This window comes from Leeuwenhoekiella aestuarii (assembly GCF_004104055.1).
In the GTDB taxonomy this organism is placed as follows: Bacteria; Bacteroidota; Bacteroidia; order Flavobacteriales; family Flavobacteriaceae; genus Leeuwenhoekiella; species Leeuwenhoekiella aestuarii.
This window is the reverse complement of the sequence record NZ_QOVJ01000007.1, coordinates 1-26975: the sequence shown is the minus strand read 5'-3', so window position 1 is coordinate 26975 and position 26975 is coordinate 1. Positions and strand designations below refer to the sequence as shown.

The 26975-nt window shown below is 38.0% G+C and carries 15 protein-coding genes; 10 read left to right on the top strand and 5 right to left on the bottom strand.

Annotated features, from left to right (window positions below; translation table 11 throughout):
* Nucleotides 1-251: 251 nt before the first annotated feature.
* Nucleotides 252-656 carry a hypothetical protein gene (locus DSM03_RS15040; RefSeq protein WP_128762576.1) on the bottom strand — a complete coding sequence of 135 codons (405 nt, stop codon included), beginning with the start codon at nucleotides 654-656 and terminating at the stop codon, nucleotides 252-254.
* A gap of 14 nt (nucleotides 657-670) precedes the next feature.
* On the bottom strand, nucleotides 671-1363 hold the full coding sequence (locus DSM03_RS15035; RefSeq protein WP_128762575.1) for a hypothetical protein: 693 nt from the start codon (nucleotides 1361-1363) through the stop codon (nucleotides 671-673).
* Nucleotides 1364-1690: 327 nt separating this feature from the next.
* On the opposite strand from DSM03_RS15035, the gene DSM03_RS15030 reads away from it, so the two are divergent.
* Complete coding sequence (locus tag DSM03_RS15030; RefSeq protein ID WP_128762574.1) at nucleotides 1691-4081, top strand: WG repeat-containing protein; 2391 nt, start codon at nucleotides 1691-1693, stop codon at nucleotides 4079-4081.
* A gap of 174 nt (nucleotides 4082-4255) precedes the next feature.
* Nucleotides 4256-5038 carry a hypothetical protein gene (locus DSM03_RS15025; RefSeq protein ID WP_128762573.1) on the top strand — a complete coding sequence of 261 codons (783 nt, stop codon included), beginning with the start codon at nucleotides 4256-4258 and terminating at the stop codon, nucleotides 5036-5038.
* 123 nt (nucleotides 5039-5161) lie between these two features.
* Here DSM03_RS15025 and DSM03_RS15020 read toward each other — a convergent pair whose 3' ends face one another.
* The 3 genes from DSM03_RS15020 to DSM03_RS15010 form a co-directional block, all read right to left on the bottom strand.
* On the bottom strand, nucleotides 5162-5476 hold the full coding sequence (locus tag DSM03_RS15020; protein ID WP_128762572.1) for a hypothetical protein: 315 nt from the start codon (nucleotides 5474-5476) through the stop codon (nucleotides 5162-5164).
* A 96-nt stretch (nucleotides 5477-5572) separates the two neighbouring features.
* The gene (locus DSM03_RS15015) at nucleotides 5573-5986 is read right to left on the bottom strand and encodes a hypothetical protein (RefSeq protein ID WP_128762571.1); all 414 of its coding nucleotides are present in this window, start codon (nucleotides 5984-5986) and stop codon (nucleotides 5573-5575) included.
* A 114-nt stretch (nucleotides 5987-6100) separates the two neighbouring features.
* Nucleotides 6101-11095, bottom strand: coding sequence for a DUF4132 domain-containing protein (locus tag DSM03_RS15010; RefSeq protein WP_128762570.1), 4995 nt, complete (start codon nucleotides 11093-11095; stop codon nucleotides 6101-6103).
* 976 nt (nucleotides 11096-12071) lie between these two features.
* On the opposite strand from DSM03_RS15010, the gene DSM03_RS15005 reads away from it, so the two are divergent.
* The 8 genes from DSM03_RS15005 (at nucleotide 12072) to DSM03_RS14970 (ending at nucleotide 26655) form a co-directional block, all read left to right on the top strand.
* Entirely contained in the window at nucleotides 12072-12626 is a 555-nt protein-coding gene (locus tag DSM03_RS15005) for an RNA polymerase sigma-70 factor (protein WP_236638927.1), read from the top strand.
* A 185-nt stretch (nucleotides 12627-12811) separates the two neighbouring features.
* A complete protein-coding gene (locus DSM03_RS15000; protein WP_161567105.1) occupies nucleotides 12812-13918 on the top strand; it encodes a FecR family protein in 1107 nt (368 codons plus the stop codon).
* Nucleotides 13919-14027: 109 nt separating this feature from the next.
* On the top strand, nucleotides 14028-17708 hold the full coding sequence (locus tag DSM03_RS14995) for a SusC/RagA family TonB-linked outer membrane protein (protein ID WP_128762568.1): 3681 nt from the start codon (nucleotides 14028-14030) through the stop codon (nucleotides 17706-17708).
* 11 nt (nucleotides 17709-17719) lie between these two features.
* Entirely contained in the window at nucleotides 17720-19141 is a 1422-nt protein-coding gene (locus tag DSM03_RS14990) for a RagB/SusD family nutrient uptake outer membrane protein (protein ID WP_128762567.1), read from the top strand.
* Nucleotides 19142-19211: 70 nt separating this feature from the next.
* A complete protein-coding gene (locus tag DSM03_RS14985; RefSeq protein ID WP_128762566.1) occupies nucleotides 19212-20258 on the top strand; it encodes a thioredoxin fold domain-containing protein in 1047 nt (348 codons plus the stop codon).
* A gap of 89 nt (nucleotides 20259-20347) precedes the next feature.
* Nucleotides 20348-21529, top strand: coding sequence for a TlpA disulfide reductase family protein (locus tag DSM03_RS14980; protein WP_201740451.1), 1182 nt, complete (start codon nucleotides 20348-20350; stop codon nucleotides 21527-21529).
* A gap of 176 nt (nucleotides 21530-21705) precedes the next feature.
* On the top strand, nucleotides 21706-23829 hold the full coding sequence (locus tag DSM03_RS14975; RefSeq protein ID WP_128762565.1) for a protein-disulfide reductase DsbD family protein: 2124 nt from the start codon (nucleotides 21706-21708) through the stop codon (nucleotides 23827-23829).
* A 6-nt stretch (nucleotides 23830-23835) separates the two neighbouring features.
* The gene (locus DSM03_RS14970) at nucleotides 23836-26655 is read left to right on the top strand and encodes a M16 family metallopeptidase (RefSeq protein ID WP_128762564.1); all 2820 of its coding nucleotides are present in this window, start codon (nucleotides 23836-23838) and stop codon (nucleotides 26653-26655) included.
* Nucleotides 26656-26975 lie beyond the last annotated feature (320 nt).

Genomic DNA, 26975 nt, shown 5'->3' with positions numbered 1-26975 from the left:
TTTGTAATAATTGCTATGCGGGTCAGTCCGGGCGAGAGCTGGTGAGTAAGGCTTGATCTGGAATATTATACTGTGATAAAAAACAAAGTCTTGAGGATGCGAACCTGAAACAAGCCCGACTAGGAGACGGCAGGTTCCAGGTTCTCCTACTGATATAATGAGTTTGATGAGATTCTGAATTAAATTCAGAATGACGGTTTAGTCACTTTTTAGCCAGTCTCTGTTGGTTTTTTGGAAGTATAGAGAAGTAACTAGTTCATCTGTAATTGATTGATGGTAACCTCTTTTAGCTGTGCGGCAAAATAGCCGTTTTGTTGATAGCCACTATTTTCGGTAAACGATTGGCTATAGCTATTTAGAATAGACTGTTTAAAATGAATGCTTAAACCGGGAGCTTTTTCATTTTTAAAGAAAATGTGTACCACACCAGACCATGTACCGGGGTGGTTGGCGATCCATTCTAAAAACAGTTCGTCTGGTTCTTCCCGATTGCAGCCCGAGGCGTGCACATCTATTCGTTTTTCAGATTCATCAGCTATAGGGTAAGCAGCAGAAATGCTATAATCAAATTGCTGCAAGAGGTATTGATGTTGGGTATGTTCATCTTTGTTTAAAAGAAGTTCGATACGGTCTATAACGGTATTAGGTGACATCATCAGTAGGGTTAAGGTTATAAATTCTTTTCGATTGCGTTTTGAAGTTCGGTTTTACTCAACACGCTTTTCCATCCTTTTTCCAGATTGAAAGAAATGCGAAGCACGCTATCGCTTAATTCAATCGTATTAGCCTTTGCAAATTCAAACTCAATAGCATCAACAGTTTCAGAGAAGGCTTCTTTTGCCAGGTTGTTTTCGGCAAGGATAACGAGCGTTTCTTGTAGTAAATCAATCGCTTTTTTAGCGTAGTATTTTTGGGTATCGCTTGGGTTTTCTCCCGCATTAAACACGATGCTCAATGCTTTTCCCAGCGGTTCCTGAAGTGCTACACCAGCAGCTTTTAGTTCTTTTTTAAGCTGAAGCTGTGTGGGCACCTCTTCTGGTCTGGGCGTAAACGGTATTTTCCCATCAGATAGCAGATGTACGTAATCTTTTACGTTTTGCAACATAATACACGAAATACTATGAAAACTTACATATTGCAAATCGGCCTCATTGTCGTACCAATTTCCAATTAACACCACCCCTTTATCGCGATCGTAATTTATAAAGTAACCCGAAATGGTACCCTCTGTATTGCTAAAGCTAATCTTTGGCATATTTGGGTTCTCCTGTTTGCGCTCATGGTCTGCAACTTCCTGAAGTATTTTTAAAACTTCATTCGTCTCTAAAACAGGTAACTGCAACATGGTCTTAAAATTCATCATTTTATCGTTTTAATTTGATTACAAATTTGGAGGTTAATGAGCAGGATTTTATACCTGTATTCCGTGAAATTTAAGATTCACGCTTGGGGATTTTTGAATACACGCGCTTCTTAAAAAATTCACAAACCCTGAAAACCGGGTGCATTTAGTTTTAGAAAATCAGTTCTTTTGGGCTCGAGTTGCACTTGAAAAAAAAACACTGTGTTGGCCGTAACTATTAAAATCGACCAAAAGCAACAAGGTACCATCGCGATGATGCTAAACGCTTGATTGCTTGTTTTGTGTACGAATTGTAGTACCCATGCTAGAAAGAAAAAGAATAAACAAATGAAAATCATCCCCAATCTTAATTACTCCATTTTAGGACTTGCTGCCCTATTGTTTTTAAATGCGTGTGATAGTGCCAAAAGCGTACCCCGTCAATCGATGAGTGCTGCTAAAACGCCTATTGATACGGTAAGCTTCGATAAAAGCTCTCGTTTTTTTCAAGGCATAGCACGGGTAGAAAAAGACAGCAGCACCTTTTTTATCAACACCAATGGAAAACGCGTGTTTAAAAATTTGATACACGAATTTCAGCCAATAGACAGCGTTTCTCCTACGAATAACGGAATGCTAAGCGTATATAAGAATGAGAAAAAACTCATGCGCATTGTACAGCTTGATAACGGAAACTATGGCATGCTGAATGATTCAGCTGAATGGGTATTGCAACCGGAGTATGATACCATCGCATTGCTGTATGATCGTTATTTAAAACTGGAAAAAGAAGGAAAAACAACCTATGCCGATACCTGGGGCAACCTAATAGTTCCCTTTGAATTTGATCGTGTTCAAATACTAGGTCCCCGCTATTTTAATGTAAAAAAGGATGAAAAATGGGGTGTTTATGATGCTGAACACAACAAGGTGATCATCCCTTTTGAATACGATGATTTTGATTACTGCAGCGGTTGTGGCAAAAAGCCCGATTATTTTTATGCTGAAAAAAATGGAAAATGGGGCGTTATCAATCTCAAGAATGAAGTGTTGGTACCTTTTAACTATCAACACATCCATTCAAATATGCGAAATGATGAGTGGGTTGCCGCATTTAGAAAAGAAGGGAAAAACGTTATTATAAATATTCCGCAGCAAAAAGAATTTGCCGCCCCTGAGTATGATAGCTTTCAGATTGAAAACGGACATTTAATCGCCGCAAAAACCATAGATGATCACCGTTATTATGGGGTGATTAACCGCAAGGGAGAAGAAGTCATTCCTTTTGAATATTCAGGAATTTATAATTCGTATTCAAGCTTTCAATCGGGGCCTTATTTTTCGATTAAAAAAGATGAAAAATTTGGAATTATAGATACGTTGGGCAAGGCTATAATTCCGCCAAGTTATAAAAGCCAATTACGCGTGCAAGGTGATTATTTTATCAGTAGAAAAAACCGAAAAGTTGGCGTGCTTGATCGGGAGAATACAGAAGTATTGCCTCCTGGTTATGATGAGATTATCATGACTGAAATGAAAACTGCCGAGAATAAAACGGAATCTATTTTTAAACTAACCGCCAATGAAAAATATGGGTTTTACATTCCAAAAACTGGTAAACGTATTCGCCCAACCTATGATAAGATCTATTTTTTAAGCAATGGGCAGCGTACGCCTTATGTTTCCAGAGCAGAAAGTAAAGGGTTAATCAGCTTAGAGAAAGACGGAAAGACTAAACTTTACAATCTAAATACCCATACTATGATTGCTGATAATTATGTTGATCTTAAATTTCTGCCACATCAAAAAATGCTTGTAAGTAAAGAGGATTATGGTGATCAAGGCCTTTATGATTTAAAAGAAGATACGTTAATCCTACCGATAAACTATAAATCTATTCAGGTTTTTGAAGCGCAACCCCAGCTTATAAAAGTGGTAAAAGAAGTAGGGAATTATCAAACCCAGGCAGGTCTTATGCATGAGGAAGGTAAAGAAATACTTCCGGTACATTATGCGGAAATCGAAGCATTGGATGCCGCTACGTTTTTACTGCACGAGAGAGACAGCTTGTATTACAGCTATTCGGTAAAAGCTCATAAAAAAGAAAAACTTCCGTTTACAAACGTGCTTTTAAATGACAGCACTTCTTTATTGAGCGTTCAAAAAAACGGGAAAATGTATCTTTATGATTATAAGCGAAAACAGCTTTTGCTTAACGAGGGATATTCGGAAATTCAACAATTGAAAAATGGAAATTTTATCCTATTTCAAAAAGACAGCACCGATCAATTGAAATTTGGGTATGCCAATGCAGCAGGAGAACTTATGGTTCCGGTAATTTACGATACCAAAGCAACCCTGTTTTACCCAATTCTTGAATTTGAGCGCTATCTCCTGTTGTTAAAAGAAGATAAAGCTACCGGAAAAATGCTAGAGGGGTTTGCATCTCTTGAAGGAAAAATTCTAGTTCCTCCTCATTTTGATAAGGTGTATCCTGAAGAAAGCGGAAATGGCTTTTTAACCATCAAGAATAACCGCTACGGCGTTATTACTGCTGATGGAAGAGAGCTATTAAAGCCCTTGTATGTCATTGGGATTTACGACCGTTTCAATAGTCGTACCCAAGAAATGAGCTTTAAGTTTCCGGTACCTTTTGAACGCGAAGGCGTCTGGCAGTTTATGAGGGAAGACGGAACCAAAGTACCTATAAAAGCCCAGGATTTGATATTGTTTCAATAGAAATACTGCTTAAAACGCTGCTTGTTTTGAATGTTCTATACCCACAAAGAAGCTTGCCGTTTCTAAAGATTTTCACCTTAAAAGACCTAAAATCACTGAAAACAGGGTGGTTTTTTAGGCCAAAAATTGAGTTCTTTGGCCGTATCAATTACCCTAAACTAAAACGACTAAAACATGCTAGTTAAACAGCTTAAACGTACCATACTCATTTCTCTAATTTGCTACAGTGGCTTTACTCATGCGCAAACTACAGAGGATAACCAATTAGATAAATACCACGGTTTCTTTAAGAGTGCTGATACAGATGCTCCTGTGATCTTAGGAATGAATGCTAAAAGAAAGCAATTTGTAGTTAAAAAGCCAGCTGCTGAAACAGACGCGGTCAATTATTTTCAGGGAACATTTACGGTGAAAAACGATACGGCTTATGCAACCACAACTGCAGATCAGGATGCAATAAAGCTTTACGGAAGCCATGCTGATGCTGTTGCTGATGAACAGCTGTTGATTTACTTTAGAAAGCTTGACCCTAAACGCATATGCGTAAAAACGGGTAAAGATTTTGATGCCTCTACTTTTATTGCCTCTGAAAAGTTTAAAACAGAAAGCGATAGTGTTTATTCTTTGCAGGTAAAGAAAGGTGATACTTTGTGGATAGCTATAGCTATTGGTGAACAAGAAGGGCATAGCTATAGCTTTTCGCTTCAGGATACCCCTTACAATCAGCTATTAGTACAACCCAATTATGGTCAGGTAATAACTTGGGTTGAAAAACCGATTTACATCAACGATGAAGATGAAATCCATTCACTTTTTGATGGGGGAATGCGTTTAAAACGCGCTGCACGAGCGCGTATGTATCCATCGCTACCCATGATACCTTCTAATCCTCGATTTAAAGGAACCCGCTACTTCCCAATAAATCGGGAACAGCTTTTTAAACTCCCGAAAGAATAAAGTTAGTTACAGATTTGGAATGTATTTACTCGATAATCGAGATTTAAATGCTCCGAGACTTGTCTCGTTCTAAAAATATATTGTTCAGCTTAATGCTTCGCGGGCTTGCCCCGAAGTAGTTTACTAGTGATCCAACACCAAATTCAAAATTCTCAGTACTTGATTTTTTTCATCTAAAGCATAGGTTCCTTTCCCATAAACCGGAATGGTATTTATATAATTTATTCCGGTATTATGGGGTTCTTCCAGATGTACATCAAAAGAGAATTCGGCATTTTTAAACGCAAAGGTTTTGTTCGCCGCATTGATGGTAATCGCTTCCGCAGCCAGTTTTACTTGCCAAATACTTGGCGCATAATTCCCCAGCTCTTTTTCTACGAGCAATTTAGACCAGCAGCTGTGCATATTGCATATTAAGTGAGCTAATTCTTTTTGCATTTTAGTGGAAGATAGATTTGATCTAAAAGTTTTAGTTGTGCTTGGCATCATCAATCTTTATGATCAGGAATTTTTAGGGATTCAACACGTTGTAGTTTACCAATAGGTACCTACCAAAAAGGTCATTCGTATAAAGGTCACAACACTTTGGGAAGTAAGCTGTAGCGGTGCTTGCAGCTGGGTAACTTCTTCATCATCGATAAACACCAGGAATAAACCGTCTTTAAAGGCAATGCGTACATTATCGATGGCTTCTTGCTCGTTAGCTAAATTTTTATTGCCTAAGACGCCAAAATCTACTTTTCCGCTTGTAGCCTGGTCTTGAATTTCTGACGGACTTAAAAAGCCAATTACATTTACTGCTAAGCGTTTGTTATTAAAGGCTGCTACTTGATTTTTTACACAAGCGATAAGTAGGTCTTCTAAGGTTTGTGGGGGTTCTGCCAGGGTGAAGGGTACCTTTTTTACCTTTTTCTTCCCCAATCTTTTTAAATGTAACGTGAGTTGCATAGTGAACGTGACTTTTGCGTTAGCGATTGTCGTGAAAAGCCCACAGTGCGCGAGCACGCGGACTTGTAACAGAAAGCGCGCCCCACGGGAGTGGGGAACGCCCTCATGTTACTGTTAATTATTGATTTGTGCCAAAATGGTAGGGTCTTGTATTTTATGATCTTCGGCCAGGAGTTTCATTTTAGAAATAAGCTCGGCGGTTTTAGGATCATCATCTACAAAGGGTAAAAATAGACGGCCCCGATGCTGACTGTGTACGGGCAGGATAGAAAGTGCCAATCCGTTTTTACTTACCTGTGCACTGCCTAAGTGAATGCTGTATTCACCGAGTTTTCCCTGGATTAAAATATGGCGGTTTTTAACTTCAATATTGTCAAGCTTAAAGAGTCTCGCAGATTCTTGGGCCAGTGCTGCACGCATTTGCATCGTACTGTGGCTGGCTTCAGGATCTACACCACCTACGTGGGCGACGCTCACCACTAAGTCTATATCGCGCATAATTTCGCTAAAGACTACCGGTGGGATTTCGCTAAGCGGAATGGGCTTATAGTCGGTTAACGTATGAAAACACACTTCTTCTAGTGTAGGTGCTTCTACATCTGAAGGAGAAAACCAATCGGCCATAGCATACATCGTAGCCATAAATCCGCGTTGATGATAGACTTTTTGCAAGCCTTCGTCTCGGTTAACCGTCCAGCCCCGGCTGCGCAATAAAGCTGCGGTTTTGTTAGGCTGTATTTGATGCCCTTCGTAGCGTTTAGATCGGTATCCGGTTTCCCGTTCTTCTTGGGTGATCACATACAACTCCCTAAATACTTGTTTAAAAGGCTGTACGATGCGCTCGGCAAAAAGGTGTTTCTGGTATAAATCCCATGCTACAGTTTGAAAAAGATGAGCAGGGTGGGCAATAACCAAGACCTCTTCTTTGGCTAACGGGTGTGTTTTTCCGGCTACGTTGGTTAAGGTGCCGTTTTTATAAAAACCGCTGATTTCTTTTTCTGGAGCAAACAAGACCAATTGGTGAAGCATTGCTTTTACAATAGGATGCAGCATAAGCTTCTGTATTTCTGCAGCGGTAAACGGGTCTTCATTAAGCATCGCGTTTTCTAAGGACAAACGCGTTCTTTTGTATTGTTGCGTTAAATACGCTTTATGCTCTTTTAGTTGAATAACCGATTTTTCTTTGCGGTACTTTACTGGGATTGATTTTAAGGGTTTTCCGGCTTTGGTTACCTGAATACTTGCTTTACCTAAGGTGTTAATGACCAGTTTTAATTGGGTTTCATCAAGGGTTAGGGTAGCATTTTCCATAATTTCCTGGGTTGCTTTGGCTTCCATCGCCCAACTGAAACGTACGCGGTCTTGATAGCCTGCGTTTCTGGATAGGTTGTCTAAAGCAATTGTCACAGCTAGATTTTCACTTTCTTGACGCTGGGCTCCAAATTGTTTGCTTTCTTTTAAAAACTGCTGCAAGAGGTTGTAGCGCTTTAATAAATCTTTTTCGGGGACGGTTTTACTAAGCGGAATTAAGCCCAGAGCCCGAACGTAATCTTTATCGCGTTTTTCTTTGATTTTTTTAAGGGTTTCGGTGATTTTTACTTCGCCCAACATCACACTGGAATATAATTTTACCTGACGGTGACCGTTTCCATCAGAAATATATTTGGCCGCATCGTGTAAAATTTTCCAATTTGATTTTCCTAGATTTTTATAGACTTTATTGAACCAATCGATATCAATAGCGCCGATGGCAAAATCTGATTTTGGAATGTTGGAATACCGGGAAATGAGGGTTTCTTTTTCACTGCTCATATAGTCTGAAACGTGCGCCTGAAACCACCAAACGGCATCTTCTAACTTTTCTAACCCCAGATATGCACCTACATAACCTGCCCATTGTGTGGCATAGCACGCCAGTTCGATTAAGCGTTTTTTGGGAATTTTGGCTTCGTCAGCAAGCGCTACAAAATCGGCATAACTCTCTGATTCACCGGGAATGCTTTTTCTAAGTATGGCACTGAATTTTGATTTTTTACTGTCGTTATAATAGCTATACCCGCGTTCAAAAGATTCTTTGCCTAAGCGTTGTAAAATTTCAAATACGTAATGGGTGCCCGGTACTGTTTGTATATGCCCGATATAATCTGAAGCTTCTGTGGCTAAATCACCGCGTTCCAATTCGATTTGCAGGAGATTGGTTTTAAGGGGAGCAAATACGTGTGGCGGAATTGGATTTTTAGGAATTCTACCGCTGCGGATGCGGTAATTGAAGCCACCGTCTATAATGGACATCAATTCTCCGGAATATAGCGCCTGAAACAAGAGATCATCCTCATTGATCAGCTTGTTTTGATACAACTTAATGGTTACCTCGATCTTGGGAGCAGGCATGTCCCTGGCATTTTTAACTTTTTCTGCTGCGACTTCCTGAAGTTGCGAAACCGGGTTAGGATGCCCCAGGTATTGAGCGGTTAAGTACAGGTGCAAATCCCAAAGCTTTTTTAGTTGATCCAGGCTGGCATTCTCTAGTTCATCTTCATCCAGGCCTCCTATAAATTGCGAAGCTATACTCGTCCAATTGGAAGATTGTATGGAATAGTCATTTTGCTTAAAGCCTGTTTTTTTATGCTTTTCGGGAAAATTAGCAATTATATCTTCTAAGAGATCTAATTTGAAATTGATGAAATTAGCCTGGTCTTGGTAAACTTTGAAGAGCCTTTTTAGAACTTTTAAGTACACTTGATTTTTTCCATAATACGAACGTGGATTATGCTCTATGGCTAATGCTTCGAGATTGGGAATGTATTGTTTGCCAAACGGAATAAGCGTGCTGTAGTAACTGTACGGGTTATTGGCATTGGCTATAAAACGAATAGCCATATACATTTCATAATCGTTTAGTTGGCTATGTTCATACCATTCTATCCAAAGCTTGGCTAAGGGGAGGTTATGCAATTCTTCTAAAGGGGTAGGGTCTTCTAATTCTTTAATATCGTGAATGCCCTGTCCTAATAATTGGGTAGTGGTTTCTCCCTGATAGCCTTCTCGCTCGTATTCATAATTGCGCTGCTCATGGATGCGTTTAATCAAATTATTTACGGCTTCACTAATTTTTTTAGGGTTGATAAAAGCGCTTAACTTATTGCTTTTTCCTGCGGAACTTACAATACCCAGCTTATCGAAAAAGTTGGTCTTGGTTTGAAATTTGGGTTGGGGTATATACAGCGGACTCAGATTGCTGTAGTCTACAGCTCCAAAACCAGTACTAAAGGTATTTGCGTGTTCAGACTTGGTGAATTTGTCCAGGAAGACTTGTTCATTTTTGGAGTGTTTGGGACGGGCTTTGTAGCGTTCTATTTGTTGGTTGATAAACTCGGGATATTGATCCTCGTTATCTAAAATCGATAAAATTTCGAGTCCCGCTAAACGCTGATTTACATTTTTAGCTTCTATTAAATGAAGGGTAGTGGTCTGTAAAATGGGTTCAGGTTGATGGACCACCAATTCTATTAAAGCCGAACGTAAGGTTTTACTTTTACGACTTAGTAATTCTTCAGCAAGCAGTAGGTCTTCTTCATAGAGCGGCATCACATAAAAGAGTTGAATACCGGTAGCCATTACGGTTTCATTTCGGTTTTTAATGGCTTGATGCGCTAAGTTTCGTTTCCAGGAACCGCGTTCGTAATCGTAATCGGCTTGCGGTTGTGGTGCACTTTTTTTGCCCCAATAATAGCGATGACTGTTGGGAAACACTTTACGAATGTAATTTTCTCTATATACCGAGGGAAGTTGATCAATATCATCAGCGAGCAGGGCTAATTGTTCTTGGTTAGCCTGATTGATAAGAAAATTGAAAAACGATTCTGAAGTAGGCTGAAAGTCAAACCACGAAAATATTTTTCCTGATTTTTGTGCTTTTCCGTTTTCAATAGCTTGAGCGACTTCATATACGCGTTGAAAAAGGTCGGTATCCAATTCGATTTGGGGTAAATTTAAAATCACCCAATGATCGATAGCCGGATCTTTACCCAGCTCTTTTTTAAAATAGTCAACAATAGAGGTGTTGGTCCTGCCGGTTTGCGATACAAAATAAAGCGCTGCTAGTTTGGTGTCTCTATTTTCTGTTTGATATACCCGATTTAAAGCTTTTTGATTGGCCAAATCTACATCTATAATCCCTACAGCCCAAAGTGCTACATACACTTCTATATTATCTCTGCTGTTAAGGAGTTCGTCAACTTTATCGCTATTATGAATTAAGCTTTGGGCAAGCTGTAGGATTCGATTCACCGTAGCTTTTTTAGGTGCTTCCCAATTAAAACCAAACCATACATTTACAGCTCTTACCACACTACTAAAACGGGCCAGGTCATTTTCTAAAATAAGATTGATAATGTATTTAAGCGCTCCTAAATGGGTCTCATCTAAGCTTTCTAAAATAGTTTGTCGCAAGCCTTCTTGCCGTTGCGCTGCAAGGAGTAAGTTGCCTACCAGTTCCCAGTTTTTTTGTGCTGGGGTAAGCAATAGGCCCTTGATAAGATCGTGACTAACACCACCTATCTCGTCTTCGCCCTGAATGATATCAACTACCACTTCAGCTACCAGTTCTGGTTTTTGGGTGAAGATAGAAGCAAAGAAGTAGCTGTTTCCGCGATCGTAATAGGTGCTGTATTGCAATTGCTCTTGAAGTGGTAAGCTGCCCATTCCTAAACGGCTCAGGCTTAAAAAGCGTCTAAAGATGTTGATTTTTTTAGTGAGCAGCTGGAAGCTGGCTTTCGACCTAAATGCTTTTCTAGCATAACCTTCCTGATAGGGAAGGGAGTCGATAAGCTGCCACATCATACCTAAATAGGGTGCTTGAATTTCTCCAAACAAAAACACACCCAATTGCATTCCTTCTTTGCTAGACCAAGGATTCATCGTTTCTGGTGCCGCAAAACTGGCTGTTAAATCAGAAGCCGTATAGTAATTGTATTGGTCTTTTTTGAGTTGAGTAAGTACCCAACCCAGTTTTTGATACGGTGCTGAAAATTGATGGAAATCTTCTTTTTTTAGATCAGCTTTTTTAAATCTGGAAATGTATTTATGAGCTTGTTCGGTAGGTATCATAATCGATGATCTTTAGAATCGCGTTTAATTTTCTGCAAGATACCTAGCTTATGGCTTTATTTACTCCCTGTTTATGGGGATATTTTAATGTGACCTCCTCCCATTAAATCGGACTGATAAAAACTAGAGGATTCTGGGCAAATAAATGTTTAACTTCAAATAGATTATTTGCTTATGAAACGATCAAATTTACCGCGTCACAGATAGTATTTGCGATCAAGAAGGTTGAGACGGGAACGCGTCTTTCTGAGGTCTGTAGCTAGATGGGAATCAGCGAGGCTACCTTTTACAATTGGAAGAAAAAATACGGGGTCTAGGTGTCTCCGAACTGAAAAGACTCAAGAACATGGAAGAGGAGAATGCTCAGCTTAAAAAGCTTGTAGCTGATTTAAGTCTTGACAAACAGATTCTTCATGACTTACTTAAAAAAAAGTTCTGAGGCCATCTCGAAAACGGGAGATGGTCAGCAATATTCGTATGGAATATAATAGTTCCATCAACCGTTGTGTACGCCTAATATAGCTACAGAAAAGTGTGTTTTATTATACCCCTAAAGAAAGTGATGTTGTTGGGGTGATAGATAATTTAGTTACTGGCACAAGACTTTATCCTAAACGCATAAAAGTCGATAATGGAAGTGAATTTATCAGTAAAGTATTGGATAAATGGGCTTATAAAAACAAGGTGGAATTAGACTTCTTATGACCCGGAAAACCCATTTATAGAAAGCTTCAATGAATCCTTCAGAGATGAGTACATTGAAATCAATAAAAATAGCCCAGATTCTCTAGTTACGACCAGTACCTAAATATGTGAGGAGGTCAGTTTTATTTCGTATAAAATGAGATAATCTGAAAAATTGTTTTTTAAATTTCAAGATTAGAAATTTTAGAATTAAATAATAGTAAATCCATAATTATTTAGACTATGTAATATCTTTATTTTAAAGATTATATATTTAGCAAAATTTTATGTTTTGAATGACTCAAATTTGGATATAAACGAATTCAAGTTGCTTTATAAGGCACTTTATCCATCTTTATGTCTTTTTGCAAAAAGTTATTTATCTGATCTACAAGCATCTAAAGATGCTGTGCAGGAGGTTTTTGTTAAAGTCTGGGAAAAAGAAATTCATTTCATAGAAATGAATGCTGCAAAAAGCTACCTGTACACAGCTGTGAAAAATAAATGTTTAGATGTCTTAAAGTCTAAGTATGTTCGTGTAATGGATTCGCAATCTACCATTGAAGAATTTGAATGGTTGGAATCAGACCGTTTTTTTTATAAGGAAATCATACATGTAGAAACAAGTACTCTTATTGAAAAAGCAACGAATAGTTTACCATATAGATGTGCACAAATAATAAAATTGAGCCTTAAAAATTATTCTAATCAAGAAATTGCAGACAGTCTATCACTTTCCATAAATACCGTTAAAGCTCAGAAAAAGATTGCTTATAAAAAAATGCGCCCCTTATTAAAAGAGCACTATCACTTCCTTCTCTTAGTTATGGCAAGTAGCAATTTCTAATCAATGTAATCCATATTTTCTTAAATTATTTTCGGGTAGTTTTATTTATATGTTTTTAATTTTAAAAAAAAAATAACTTTTTTTTAACCCTACTTTAATATTTGATCGTCTTAACAGTAGAACTGTCAAGTATGTTAGATTTTAAAGAGATAATAGCGTATTGTAAAAGCCTTTCAAATTTTATTTTGAAGGGTAAAGAAAATACAGCTAATCCTCATACCGATTTGATAACTAAAGAGGATCAGGATAAACTCTTTAGAGATTTTAACGATCGCAACTATTGGGCTGAACGAGAGAAGATTTTGGGGGATATTGATGTTGTAGAAGACTGGAAAGCTTTGAAAAGCAAGATTTATTTTTCAAAATCTAAAAAGCAAAATTTTTTAAAATATGCTGCTGCCGCCATTCTTTTAATAGGTTTTGGATTGGGCGTTTTTTATAATTTACCTGATACTTTTAAAACTACTGAGGATCCTTCAGCATTAGGAAATAATATAGTTTCCGGTTCAGATAAGGCTATTTTAGGCCTTGAAAATGGAGAAGAAATCGAACTTTCTAAAGAAACCGTTTATAAAGGCAAAAATTCAAGCTTTGTAAGCAATCACCTTTTATATACTAAGGATAAAAATACTGGAGAGCTTGTTTATAATTACTTAACAATACCTAGAGGGGGGAAATTTTTTGTAGAACTTTCAGATGGTACTCAAGTTTGGCTCAATTCAGAATCAAAATTAAAATATCCGGTACAGTTTATTGCGGGTCAGCCCAGAACAGTTGAATTGGTTTATGGGGAAGCCTATTTTAATGTCTCACACAGTACACAACATGATGGAGATTCTTTCATCGTAAAACAAAAAGAACAGGAGCTTGAAGTTTTAGGAACCGAATTTAATATAAGTGCCTATAAAAATGATAAGGCCCTTTATACCACATTGGTTGAAGGTAGTGTTGCTATTCATAATAAACACTCTAGTAAAGTTTTAAAGCCGGGTGAACAGGCAGTTAATATGGGTTCTGATAATGATCTGGTTATTACAAAGGTCGATGTGAATTATGCTATAGCTTGGAAAGATGGAATATTCCTATTTCGCGATGAGCCGTTGCAAGCCATGATGCATCAACTTTCCAGATGGTATGATGCTGAAGTGGATTTTGAAAATGATGTAAAGAAGAATTATTTGTTTTCAGGTACTTTAAAACGGGAAGATGATATTCAAACGCTTCTTCAAAATTTAGAAAAAACCGGAGAAGTAACCTTCGAAATAAAAGATAAGAAAATTATGATAAAATAATGGCAAGAAAAAAGGAATTGAAGTCAGCACCTTCCACAGCATCAGACTAAAATTCCTCTAGTTTAATTACCTAAAACAACTTAATGTTTAAATAATCCTCAACAAATTTATGAAAATTAATTTGACTCCCAACCATGGTTTTTTAAGCCGTGTAGCTCAACACATCATCATGAGAACACTTATTTTTATGCTCTGCGCAACTACATTTGCACTGAGCCCCAACAGCGGATTCTCACAAGATGCTTCTATTGCAATTTCAAAAGATCAAACATTGTCCTTAGAAGAGGTCTTTAACTTAATCAAAGCACAAACCGATTACAATTTTGTATACCGGTCCAATGAACTTACTAAAGCACCTACTTTTGAAGTTAGTAGTGGAATTTATAAGACTTCAGAATTGCTTAATGAGGGTCTTGATCGCATCGGCTATCAGTATTCTTTTGAAAACAATGTGGTTATTGTAAGTAGAAAAAAAGCACAAACACCCATCTTAAACGCTCAGCAACAAGTTACCGTAAGCGGTGTGGTTAGAGACTCATTGGGCGTACCCCTCGCTGGTGCTACTGTACAATTAAAAGATAGCACACGTGCTGTTTCAACAAATATGGAAGGTGAATTTAAATTTGCCAATGCGGCTACAGGAACGACGCTGTTAATCACCTACATCGGGTTTCTGGATCAGGAGATTATCATTACGGCAGATAACGCAAAGAACCTGATAGTGGTTTTAAAAGAAGACGTGAGTTCTTTAGATGAAGTAGTACTTGTTTCTACCGGATATCAGACTATAGCTAAAGAACGCAGCGCAGGTTCTTTTGCTAAACCAGATATGGAAGTTTTTCAAAATCGAAGCAGCACGATGAATGTTGCAGAACGTCTTGATGGTCTAATCCCTGGGCTTACGGTAAATAGTAGTCCTGGAGCAGAACTATTTAATCCATTATTGGTTAGAGGGTTGGCCACAGTTCAACTTTTAAACAGCAGTCCTTTAATTGTTGTAGATGGTGTTCCTATTCCAGATATTTCTACTCAAACTAATAGTTCGGCAGCAATTTCTGGTCTTGCTAATATTAATCCACAGGATATTAGAGATATTACCGTATTAAAGGATGCTACAGCAGCTTCTATATGGGGCTCACGAGCCGCTAACGGTGTTATTGTGATCAATACAAAAAGAGGATCTTCCAGCGGAACTGTAAGTTTTCAGTATGACACGTTCATTACTATGGATGGCAGACCAGATCAGGATTATTTGCGTACGCTTAAAAGTGCCGACTTTATAGCGGTTGCTGAGCAGATTTTCAATCCTGAAATATATCCCTATGAAAATGTGGTAGGTTACGGTACATCAGGAAATGGCATCTCTCCTCATGAACAAATTTTATACGACCGCAATAGAGGCGTAATATCTGAAGGGATTGCAAGACAAAGATTAGATAGTTTAGCTGCTATAAACAATAGGAGTCAAATCAATAATTTATTTTATAGACCTTCCATCCTTACCACCCACACCCTTTCTGCATCTGGAGGAAAAAAAGGATATTCTTTTTATGCCTCTGGTAATTATACCGGAAGGCAGAGTAACACACCTGGTGAGAAAGATAACAGGTATAAATTAAACCTTAGACAGAATTTTGATGTTGGTAATCGTATCAATATTGACATCATTACTGATCTCACATATCAGAATAGATTCAGCCCGAATAACATTAATATTAACAGTCGCTTTTTACCCTATCAGCTTTTTAGAGATGCTAACGGGAATAATATTGAAACGTCTTATATGACCGAGTTAAATGATGAGGTAAGGAGTGAATTTGAGCAGGCAAGTCTTGTAGACTTGAGTTATACCCCTTTGGATGAATTGGATTTGGCATATACCAAAAACATAACAAAATCCATGAGAAATATTCTGGGTGTTGATTTAGATATCTTTGAGGGTTTAAAGTTTCAGGGGACATACAGCTACACGCTCAATGCAGTGGATAATGAAGAGTACACTGATCATTTAGCCATTGCAGAAAGACAAGAACTCGTTGAATACACTGTCGTTTCTTCCCCGGGAGCGACACCACAATATATAATACCCAATACAGGAGGGAAATATGCCGCGAGAAGTTCAGATGTAGAAGCCTGGACCGTAAGAAATCAGTTGTCCTTCGGAAAAGATTGGAACGATAGAATGCATCAGCTAAACATAATTGCTGGACACGAAGCACAACAGCAGATGAGTACTACCAAACTTAGTCAAGTAAGGGGGTATGATGATAGGCTACAAAGCTATGAACAAAGAGAATATGGAACCTACGCAATTCCCATAGGGAATTTCCTGGGCAATGTAGTAAAACCTAATTTCTTTGAGTTCTTCCCTGGTTATGGTGGCCTGAGTAATCTTCAACCTTTGATCGCCGAGCGCTATTTCGGTAGAAGTGAAACCACAACGCGATTCATTTCCTATTATGGAAATGCGGCATATACATTTAATCGTAAATACACCTTAAATGCAAGTATAAGAGCTGACCAAAGTAATCTTTTCGGGCTAGACAAATCTGCTCAAAATAGACCCGTATGGAGTGTTGGTGGTAAATGGAATATAGGAAGGGAATCTTTCTTTCAAAGTGCAGATTGGTTAAATTCTTTGGCATTAAGAACAACATATGGTATCACAGGGAATGCCCCTAAACCGGGAGATGCAGCATCATTTGATATTTTAGTTCCTATATCATCGGCCTTTTTTCCTGAAACCGGTCTTCGCATATCTACACCAGGTAACCGTAAATTAAGTTGGGAAAGAACAGCTACTACAAACTTAGGTATCGATTATAATATCAACGGTCGCATTACAGGTTCACTCGATTATTATAAAAGAAAGACCTCAGATCTATTGGGAACTATACCTACAAATGTATTTACCGGATACAGTTCTGTACGGGGAAACCTCGGTGATTTAGAAAACGATGGTTTCGAAATAGGATTGAATACGATAAATATTGCATTAAAAGATTTTACCTGGTCTTCCCAGTTGAATATGGCTTTTAATGAAAATAAAATTACAAATTTAAGATTCATCACAGAGACCACTACAGGTGATGTAAGAGTCGATGAACAGTTTGTAGTAGGATATCCTGCATTTTCTCTTTTTGCATTTGATTATGCCGGTCTGGATGAAAATGGAGATCCTCAGGTACGATTGGCAGATGGAACCATTACCACTGAACCTAACGTAACTACTCCAGAAGATATCAAACACATGGGAACCACACAACCGAAATGGAATGGTGGTTTTGGAAATACATTCAGTTATAAAAATCTTTCCTTAAATGTAAACACGGTGTTTAGTTTGGGTCATGTAATGCGCAGAGATGTGAATAACCGCTATTCAGGTACACGATTGGATGCAGCTAATTACAACTTTACCTCAGGAAATATTAATGAAGATTTCTTAGATCGTTGGATGGAGCCTGGAGATGAAGAGTTTACTGACATCCCTAGGTTTGTAGATAGAGAAAGTACTGTAAATAGAGATACTGATTACTACGTTGATGGGGACAGTAATATTATAAGTGCTTCCTATATCAAAATAAGGGATATCAACTTGCTCTATCGCTTACCCAATAACATATTTGGAAATTCGGGTATTGATCAAGTTACCTTAAGAGGTCAGGTTTCTAATATATTATTATGGGCAGATAATGATTATGGCATCGATCCTGAATACCATTTTTATGAAGGTTCCAGAGTGCTCAGCAGGGGACAAAGAGTGACTTTAGGTCTAAACGTAAAATTCTAAAAAATCGCATAATGAAGAATATATATAAAACATATTATAAAATACTTATTTGTTTAAGTATCCTGGTATTTGGTTCGTGCTCAAATGAATTTCTGGAAATAGTTCCTAAAGGACAGCTCATTGGTGAAAAAGTGGTAGACTATGATAAGCTGTTTTACAATCTTGATCTGGTAAATCTTAGATCTGCTAATGGTCAAGCATATTTGGGTGCAGAATCAACTGCTTTTGAACCTGATTTTAGCAATAGTGAACTTCGCAGACAGCGATTTTTCAAGTGGGAGGCTGACGTCTATGACAATGATGAGAATATGGGCGAGCTGGAGGTTACCATGGAGAATCTGTATATCTACAATAAGATTATTAACGAGATACTGATCGCTACAGATGGTACTGAAGAGCAAAAACGTGTCCTGCAAGCCGAGGCGAAGGCAGGGCGTGCCTGGGTCTATTTTCTCATGGTAAACTATTTTGGTATGCCATACAATGCCCAGACATCTTCAACTGATCTTGGCTTTCCAATAGTTACTGTAGCCGATCTGGCTGCTACTGATTTTAAGAGAGCAACGGTTCAGGAAAATTACGATCTGATAATAAAGGATCTCACAGAGGCCATATCAGCTTTGCCTACCCGTACAGACAGTAGGTTTAGATTTACTAGGGCAGCTGCCAAGGGACTGTTAGGAAAGGTTTATACGTTTATGGGAAAATTTGCCGAGGCACGCCCGTTACTAGATGAAGCATTAGTAGAACAATACAATATAGGTATAGAAGTTGGACTAATTGATTATAACGAGCAGTATGAAAGACCGAATGCACAACTTGATCCTCAAAATCTTTATGGAAAGCAAGTTGTTATCGCTGCTATAGCTAATAGACAATATGAAATGGTGGTTAAACCTGAAGTAATGGCATTATATAATGATAATGATTTACGTTTTCAATTGCTGTATACACCTTCACTCCAATCTGGTGATCCCATACCTATAGACGGTGCTTACAAAAAGAATGTTGGAACTTCTCAAAGTCAGATTGGTGTGCGCGTCCCAGAGTTATATTTACTTAGTGCAGAGGTAAAATGTCGCCTCAATGATCTTTCGGGTGCTGTGGATGATCTTGAGTTCTTACGTGAAAAAAGGTTGATGCCTGGTTTTTCTGATGTCCCTGCCGAGATTGCATCCAATCGGGAGGAGTTACTACGCTTTATATTTGATGAACGTTTACGCGAGTTTGCGCTAGAAGGTTACCACTGGTTCGATATGAGAAGATTAACAGTAGATCCTGACATTCCAACGCCTGTTTCAAGCTATACCCACAAGATTTATAATGCAGATGGTTCGCTACAAGACGAGTACCAACTCACACAAGATCGTTTAGTAGTTAAATTTTCCCCAACTGTTATGGATCAAAATCCTAGCCTAATAAATAATGATTAAGTGATTTAAAAATGAGCTTTGAAATGAAGTAAAATTCTTAGTAGAACCTCCTTTTTTCAAATAAAAAAATATGAAAAAAATAATTTTATTAATACTCATTGTACACACCGGTATTATAAGCTTTGGTCAGGGGGTGCAATTTGCTGAAACGGATTTAGAAGGAGCTTTGGTACAGGCCCAGGAGCAAAACAAATACGTATTCATCGATTTTTATACCAACTGGTGTGCGCCCTGTAAGATGATGGATAAACAGGTATTTCCCCAACAAAACGTAGGAGAATATTTTAATTCAAAATTTATAAGCCTAAAAATAAATGCCGAAAAAGAGGGAATTGAACTTGCTAAAAAGTACGGGATTAAAGCCTATCCCACTTTTGTAGTTCTCGATAAAAGCGGGGATTTGAAACATATGTTTGCAGGTGGTATTCTTGATGGAGATAAATTTATTGGTAAGGTAGAAAATACCTTTGATCCCCAAAAGGCCTTTGGGAGCTTAAAGCGACGTATAGAGGGTGGGGAGAAGAGTATAGCTTTACAAGCTAATTACTTGCAGGCTTTGATGAATACGCACACCGAAAATCCAGAACCACAGGTAGAGTCATTTTATAATTCGTTGAGTAAGGAAGAAAAAATAAGTGATCAAACCTTATTTATCTATGAATTTTTTGCTCCTTTTGGCTCTGAAAAAGCGAAATTTTTTGAAGAAAATCGAGCTCAATTCCGCCAGATTTCAAACACCCAAAAAGTAGATTCTATTCTTAGGAGCAAATATGAAAACTATTTAGGTACTATAACAAAAGGCTATTCTCAAGACGTGACTATAGATGAAATTCAACAAACAGAAAAACACGTCTATAGTTTAGGAATAAAGGAGTTGAAAAGCTTGCCAGTTATGGTTGCAGGAGCAAAAGTACAACTCACGCAAGAAGGAAAGGAACAGTTTCTCAAAACGGTAGATCAAACGATTCCAAGCCTTACCGATAATGAAAAGGATATTATGCTCTACCAAATTATTCCAGGTCTTAAGAAACTACTTTCAGAAAGCGATACGCAATACCTATTAACTCTGGTATCTAATGAAGACGTCAAGGGATATATAGAAAGAAGTATTAATTGATACGATCAATCCTAATTACGGGTTTACAGAAGCTCTAAACATACATTAAAGAACGCTTTATGAAGAGTTCAAGTATTAAAAATTCTACGATGAAAAGAATAGATCATAACTTATCAGAAATTTTAAATGCCCAAGGGGCATTTCCCAGACCTTTTTTGCTTCTTGCTATAATCCTGATGACGATAGGGGCTTGCAAGGAAGAGAAAAAAGAAGACGCAAATCTTGATGGTTACTCAATAACTGGAACCCTACAAGAATCTCCTGATGCTACCCTGGCCATACTTTCCTATAAACAAAACGATTCAACGTTCAGAGACTCTTCGGTTGTAAATCAGGGTAAATTTAGCTTTCAGGGTAAAGTAGAGCACCCGGTAAATGCCATGATCTTCTTGCGCCATGGGGATAGCTCTCCAGAACCGGAATGGAAGGGGGATATCTTTCATTTCTATATTGAAAATAGTGATATAAGGATGGTTGCCACAGATTCAATAAAACATGCTAACATTGAAGGTTCCATGCTCAACGAAGAATCCTTTAAGTTATCTCAACAAGTTTCGCCGTTAACAGATGAAATTATCGCGCTGCAAAATCGTATGAAAGGAAGAACTAAAGAGCAGATAATGGTCACCTATGATACCATTCAAATTTATGTGGATAGTATCAGAAAAATAAGGCACGACTTTATTGTGGCGCATCCGCATTCTTATAAGGCCTTAGAGGAATTTACGTCTGTTGAATTGCGAAAAGGATTTGATGCAAGGGAGGCCGAAGTGCTTTTCTATAAATTTGATGAAGATCTTCAGAATACTGCAACCGGTAAATTTATCTTAGATAAGATAGCGATAGGTAAAAAAACTGCGATTGGTCAGGAAGCAATGGATTTTACTCAGAAAAATTTGGATGGAGAAGATTTTAAACTGAGTTCGTTACGGGGTAAATATGTTCTTATCGACTTCTGGGCGGCTTGGTGTAAACCATGTCGAGCAGAGAATCCAAATTTGGTTAAGGCCTATAATACATATAAAGATCAGAACTTTGAAATTGTTGGTGTATCGCTTGATGCGAGTAAAGAACAATGGAAGAATGCAATTGAAAAAGACGGGCTTCCCTGGATACACGTGAGCGACCTTCAATACTGGAAAAATGAAGTAGCCATACAGTATGATATCAATTCGGTACCAGCAAATATTCTTATTGATCCTCAAGGAATTATTATTGCCAAAAACCTAAGAGGTGAAGCTTTGAACGAATATCTTTCTCAACTGTTTTAAAAGACTTAAAACCCCAGTTAAGCTACTCATAACTACTATAGAAAGAATAGATCTTTCTACTATTTTTTGAAACAGACCTTCCGGATATGTTTATGTCCGGAGTGTCTTTTTACATGGTGTTGACAGCTAAATTTTAAGCTGATAATCATCATTTAACTCTTTTAAGATCATATAAAGTGCAAGAAAATACCTTACGAACATTTTTTTTAAAACTCTTTTTAGCCAGCAGCCTTTTTTTTACGGGGAATACTGTATTTTCTCAAATTTATGATCCGGTAACTTGGGAAACTTCGGTAAAGGAACTTGGAGAAAATAACTATGAACTCCAGATCTTGGCAACTATTGAACCGGGCTGGCATCTATATGCTCAGAATCTACCTGAAGGAGGACCGGTGCCAACCTCTTTTTCATTTCCTTTTGAAAGTTCTTATAAAATTATGGGGAAGGTAGAGCAGAGTAAGCCGCATACTTTTTTTGATGATATTTTTGAAATGGAAACTTCCTATTACGAAAATCGTGCAACGTTTTCGCAAATTATTCAAGTAAAAGAGACTTCCTTAAAAAATATTAATGCGGAAGTCACCTTTATGGTATGCGACGATAGCCAATGTTTGCCGCCAACTACGGAAGAGCTTCATTTTAAAATCCCAATTTCTTCAAAACCTGAAACCTCAGAATCCAAAGAGCATAACGTTAAATCTAAGGCTTCAGTTGATGAACAAGATGCTATAGAAGAGAAACGTGATCTTGAAGAAAACACAAATGACCAAAAGGAAATCGGTTTAGAAATTGATGAAAAAACGTATAAAAAGAATAGTTCGAAACGAGAAATAAAGAGTTCTCAAGAAAACAAAGATAGCAATAACGTTTCGGATACAGATAATAAGAGTCTCTGGGGAATTTTTATAGTGTCTTTTCTATCCGGTTTTGCCGCGTTATTGACGCCATGTGTTTTCCCTATGATCCCGCTAACGGTAAGTTTCTTTACCAAACAAAGTAAGAATAGGGGCGTAGGCATTCGCAATGCGATTATTTATGGACTCAGTATCATCGTTATTTATGTACTGCTAGGCAGCTTAGTAACCCTCATATTTGGAGCTGATGCACTCAATGCACTTTCTACCAATATCTGGTTTAATCTCATATTTTTTGTCATTCTTGTTATTTTTGCAGTTTCTTTTCTTGGCGCTTTCGATATTGTGCTTCCCAGCAGCTGGGGCACAAAAATGGATGCTCGGGCTGATAAAGGAGGTATGATTGGGATATTTTTTATGGCTTTAGCGCTGGCCATTGTATCTTTCTCATGTACGGGTCCAATAGTTGGAACCTTGTTGGTTCAAGCTGCCTCCAAGGGAGGTTTGGCACCAATTTTTGGGATGCTAGGTTTTTCTGCAGCAATCGCGATTCCGTTTGCCCTGTTTGCGGCCTTTCCAGGTTGGTTGAATTCGCTTCCTAAGTCTGGTGGCTGGCTCAATACAGTAAAGGCAGTACTCGGATTTTTGGAACTGGCCTTGGCCTTTAAGTTTTTAAGCAATGCAGACCTTGTTTTACAATTGCATCTACTCGAACGCGAGACGTTCTTGGCAATTTGGATTGCAATTTTAGGATCGCTTACCTTATATCTCTTCGGAAAAATAAAGCTCCCGCACGATAGTCCACTACCTTCTATTTCAGTAGGACGACTGTCTTTGGCAATGCTTACCTTAGCGTTTACCGTTTACCTGATTCCTGGACTATGGGGAGCACCCCTGCAGTGGATTAGCGGTTTTCCACCCCCACAACAATATAGCGAATCGCCTTATGGTGTTGGCAGTACGAAAGGGGGCATGGCTTCTGAAGTTATCCTTCCTGAAGGAGCCGAACTTGGCCCTCATGACATTCCCGCTTTTAAGGACTATGAAACCGGTATGGCATACGCTGAAAAAATAAACAAACCAGTACTGCTTGATTTTACCGGATATGCCTGCGTAAACTGCCGCAAAATGGAAGAACGTGTATGGTCTGATCCTCAGGTATTACAGCTTTTGCAAAATGATGTTGTTCTGATCTCTCTTTACGTAGATGACAAGAAAGAACTACCGGAAACAGAGCAGTACGTTTCAAAAACCACCGGTAAGAAAATCAGGACTATCGGCAATAAATGGAGTGATTTTCAGATAACCCACTATAAAGCTAATGCACAGCCTTATTACGTAATAATCGATACTGAAGGAAAAAACCTAAATGATCCCACAGCCTATGATCCCGATATTGACTCTTATCTGTACTGGTTGAAAGATGGAATTGAAAATTATAATTAATAGAAAATGAAAGTTCACATTAAAATTTTTTTAATCCTGTTATTGATTGGTTGCTTTCAGATGAGTATGGGGCAACATAAAGATAACCCAGAACTCAAACCAGCGGATATAACTACAGGCCAGATGGACAACGGGTTGCATTATTATATTATGCACAATAAAGAACCTAAAGATCGGGTATCCTTCTATTTTGCGCAAAAGGTGGGTTCTATTTTGGAAGAAGAAAGTCAGCGAGGACTTGCACATTTTTTGGAACATATGGCATTCAATGGGACCGAGCATTTTCCGAATAAAAGAATGCTGGAGTATTTGGAGAAAAACAGTATAAAGTTCGGGAATGAAATAAATGCAGCAACACACTATGATGAAACTATCTATAGAATTCAGAATGTTCCAGTGGAAAATGAACATTTGCTCGATTCCATATTACTCATACTTCATGACTGGTCTGACGGTTTAACACTTACGGCAGCCGAAATTGATAATGAAAGAGGGGTGGTTAGGGAAGAATGGCGCTCCAGGTATACTGCACAACGCCGCGCTGCCGACAGCATTCTAAATCGGGGTTTGCTTAAAGATTCGAGGTATGCCAAAAGAGGAGTGATAGGAACCATGGATGTGATTGATAATTTTAAATATGAAGAACTTCGAGATTATTACCAGAAATGGTATCGCCCAGATCTGCAGGCTGTAATTATCGTTGGGGATATTGATGAGAAGAAGATGGAAGAAAAGGTAAAAAAACTGTTTTCAGGCATTCCCCTGGAAAAAGACCGGCCAAAACGTAAAAAATACAGCGTTAAGGTGGGAGATGACTTCACGTATCTCAATCTCAAAAATAAGGAACTCGGTACCACTTCTATAGAGTATTTTTTAAGATATGAAGTGGATCCCACACTTACCGAAATAGAAATGATCCAGAATGAGGTGAAATTAGATTTACTTACTTCGATTATTGACCGTCGCTTTATCAAGACAGCAGATCTGCCGTCAAGTCCGGTATATTCCGCAAGGTTTACAGATCGCGATTATACGCTTCCAAAAAATATTGGTATTCTAAAGTCCAGCCTTCAGCCTAAAAAAGACAGTCTACTGCCGGCATTGAAAATGGCAGGTACAGAATTGCAAAGATTCTGGCTTCATGGTGCTAACCAGGACGAATTTGATCGCGTGAAATCCTATATAGCAGGCGGACTGAAAAGTAAAATTGGCCGCGGTGGAAGCAGCAATATTTATCACGCTATAGAAATTTCAGAAGCTTTTTTCAGAAATTTTCCGGTTATAGATTATACAAGTTTGCACCAGTATGAACTCGATTATTTAGAAGGCTTAAAGAAGGAAGATATATTGAATTTCTTCAAACAATATTATACTGTTAAAGGTAATGTCGTAGCGATTTTGGGTTCTGATGAAATTAAATATCCTTCAAAAAAAGAGATTTTCAACACCATAAAGGATGCGAACAATGCAAAACTTGAGCCTTATAAGGAAGTAGAAGTTAAGGCTAAAAAGTTGATGGATCTTGAGCTTAGAGGTGGCAAAGTAATCCTTGAAGAACACCTAAAAGATTCCGAAGGAACAAAATTCCTTCTTTCTAATGGAGCAGAAGTTTTTCTTTATCCCATATTAGATAAGGATGATAAAATGGTTTATTTCAGGGCGATTAGTCCTGGCGGCCGTTCGCAGTTGGATAAAGAATTGCTCGATAATTCCCTTTTTGCCTATATGTTTGCTGAAGCTTCCGGAATTGCAAATCTTACCAAGAAAGAACTGGCTAAATCTAATGAGGTTATTGTCCCTTCCGTAAAAATAGGTGAATATGAAGAAACGATGGACCGGTATTCTTATGCCAGTAATCTGGAAAATGTATTAAAAGGAATTTTTCTGGCTTTTACCGAGCCCAGATTTGATGAATCAGCGTTTGATGGGGCCAGACAAAACCTCAAAAACCTGAACAAAATGCTGCATGCCAATAATCGGGGTGATTTTTCAGATTCTTTAAAACTCGCGATTGCTAATGGTAATCCACGTGAGGTGTATTTAGGTGAAAAATTGCTTAATTCCCTTTCGATGGAAAAGATGGAAACTGTTTATAAGGACCGAATAAAAAATGCAGCAGATTTCCGTTTCATTTTTATGGGAGATATTGAAAAAGAGGTTTTTATTCCACTTATAGAAGAATACATAGGAAGCCTTCCTGGAGATACTACAGCTACTGAACATATCGTAGATCATGGAATGAAACCCACAAAGGGAATCACAAAAGTTCATATTTCACAGGCAATGGAAACACCCCAAACCACAGTAAGCCTTTATATTACTGATGGTCTTCCATATAATCAAGAAAATAAACTGGCGATTGCTATTATCGCTGAATTACTGGAGAAACGTTATATGGAAAGAATACGAGAGGAAGAAGGCGGTACCTATGGTGTGAGAGTTAAGGGAAACCTCCTTTACATCCCCGAGGATCATTTCACCCTTTCTGTGAATTTCAATTGTAATCCCTCAAAGACTGATCGATTAGTGGAAATCGTTTATGAAGAACTTCATGCGCTTTCCAATGAGGTAGACAGCGCGAAACTTCTGGAAGTCAAGACCAATCTTATCAAAGAAATGGGAGATAGAAAAGATAATAGTATGAATCATCTTGAAAAGATCATCAGCAGTATAGAAACGAATACTGCAATTTCTAGTTATGAGAATGATATTGATAGAGTTGAAAGTCTTACGGCAGCAGATATTATAAAAGTTGCGAAAAAAATAAATGATAACCCTCGTATTGTAGAGGGAATTTTAGCTCCAGAAACCCAACAAAACAAATAGTTCAAATTAAAATAAATAGAATCTTATCATTTATGAAGTTTCAAATTAAATATCTGGAGAAAAACGAGATGAAATTAACCCCATTCATTCTCGTAAAAGCAGCATTTGAATAGGTTTATTTATTAGAATTAGTCTTTAAATAAAGACTTTTAATGTATGTTGACTTTAATTTGAAGTGAGCTTGAATCATCAGATTTGGGCTCTCTTTTTTTAATCAACTCAATACAGCTGCATTTTTAGGATCAAAGGTTCTATTTAAAATATCACGTATGTACTTACACGAAGAAACCTCAATCAGTTTGGAAAACTATTTTGACCAA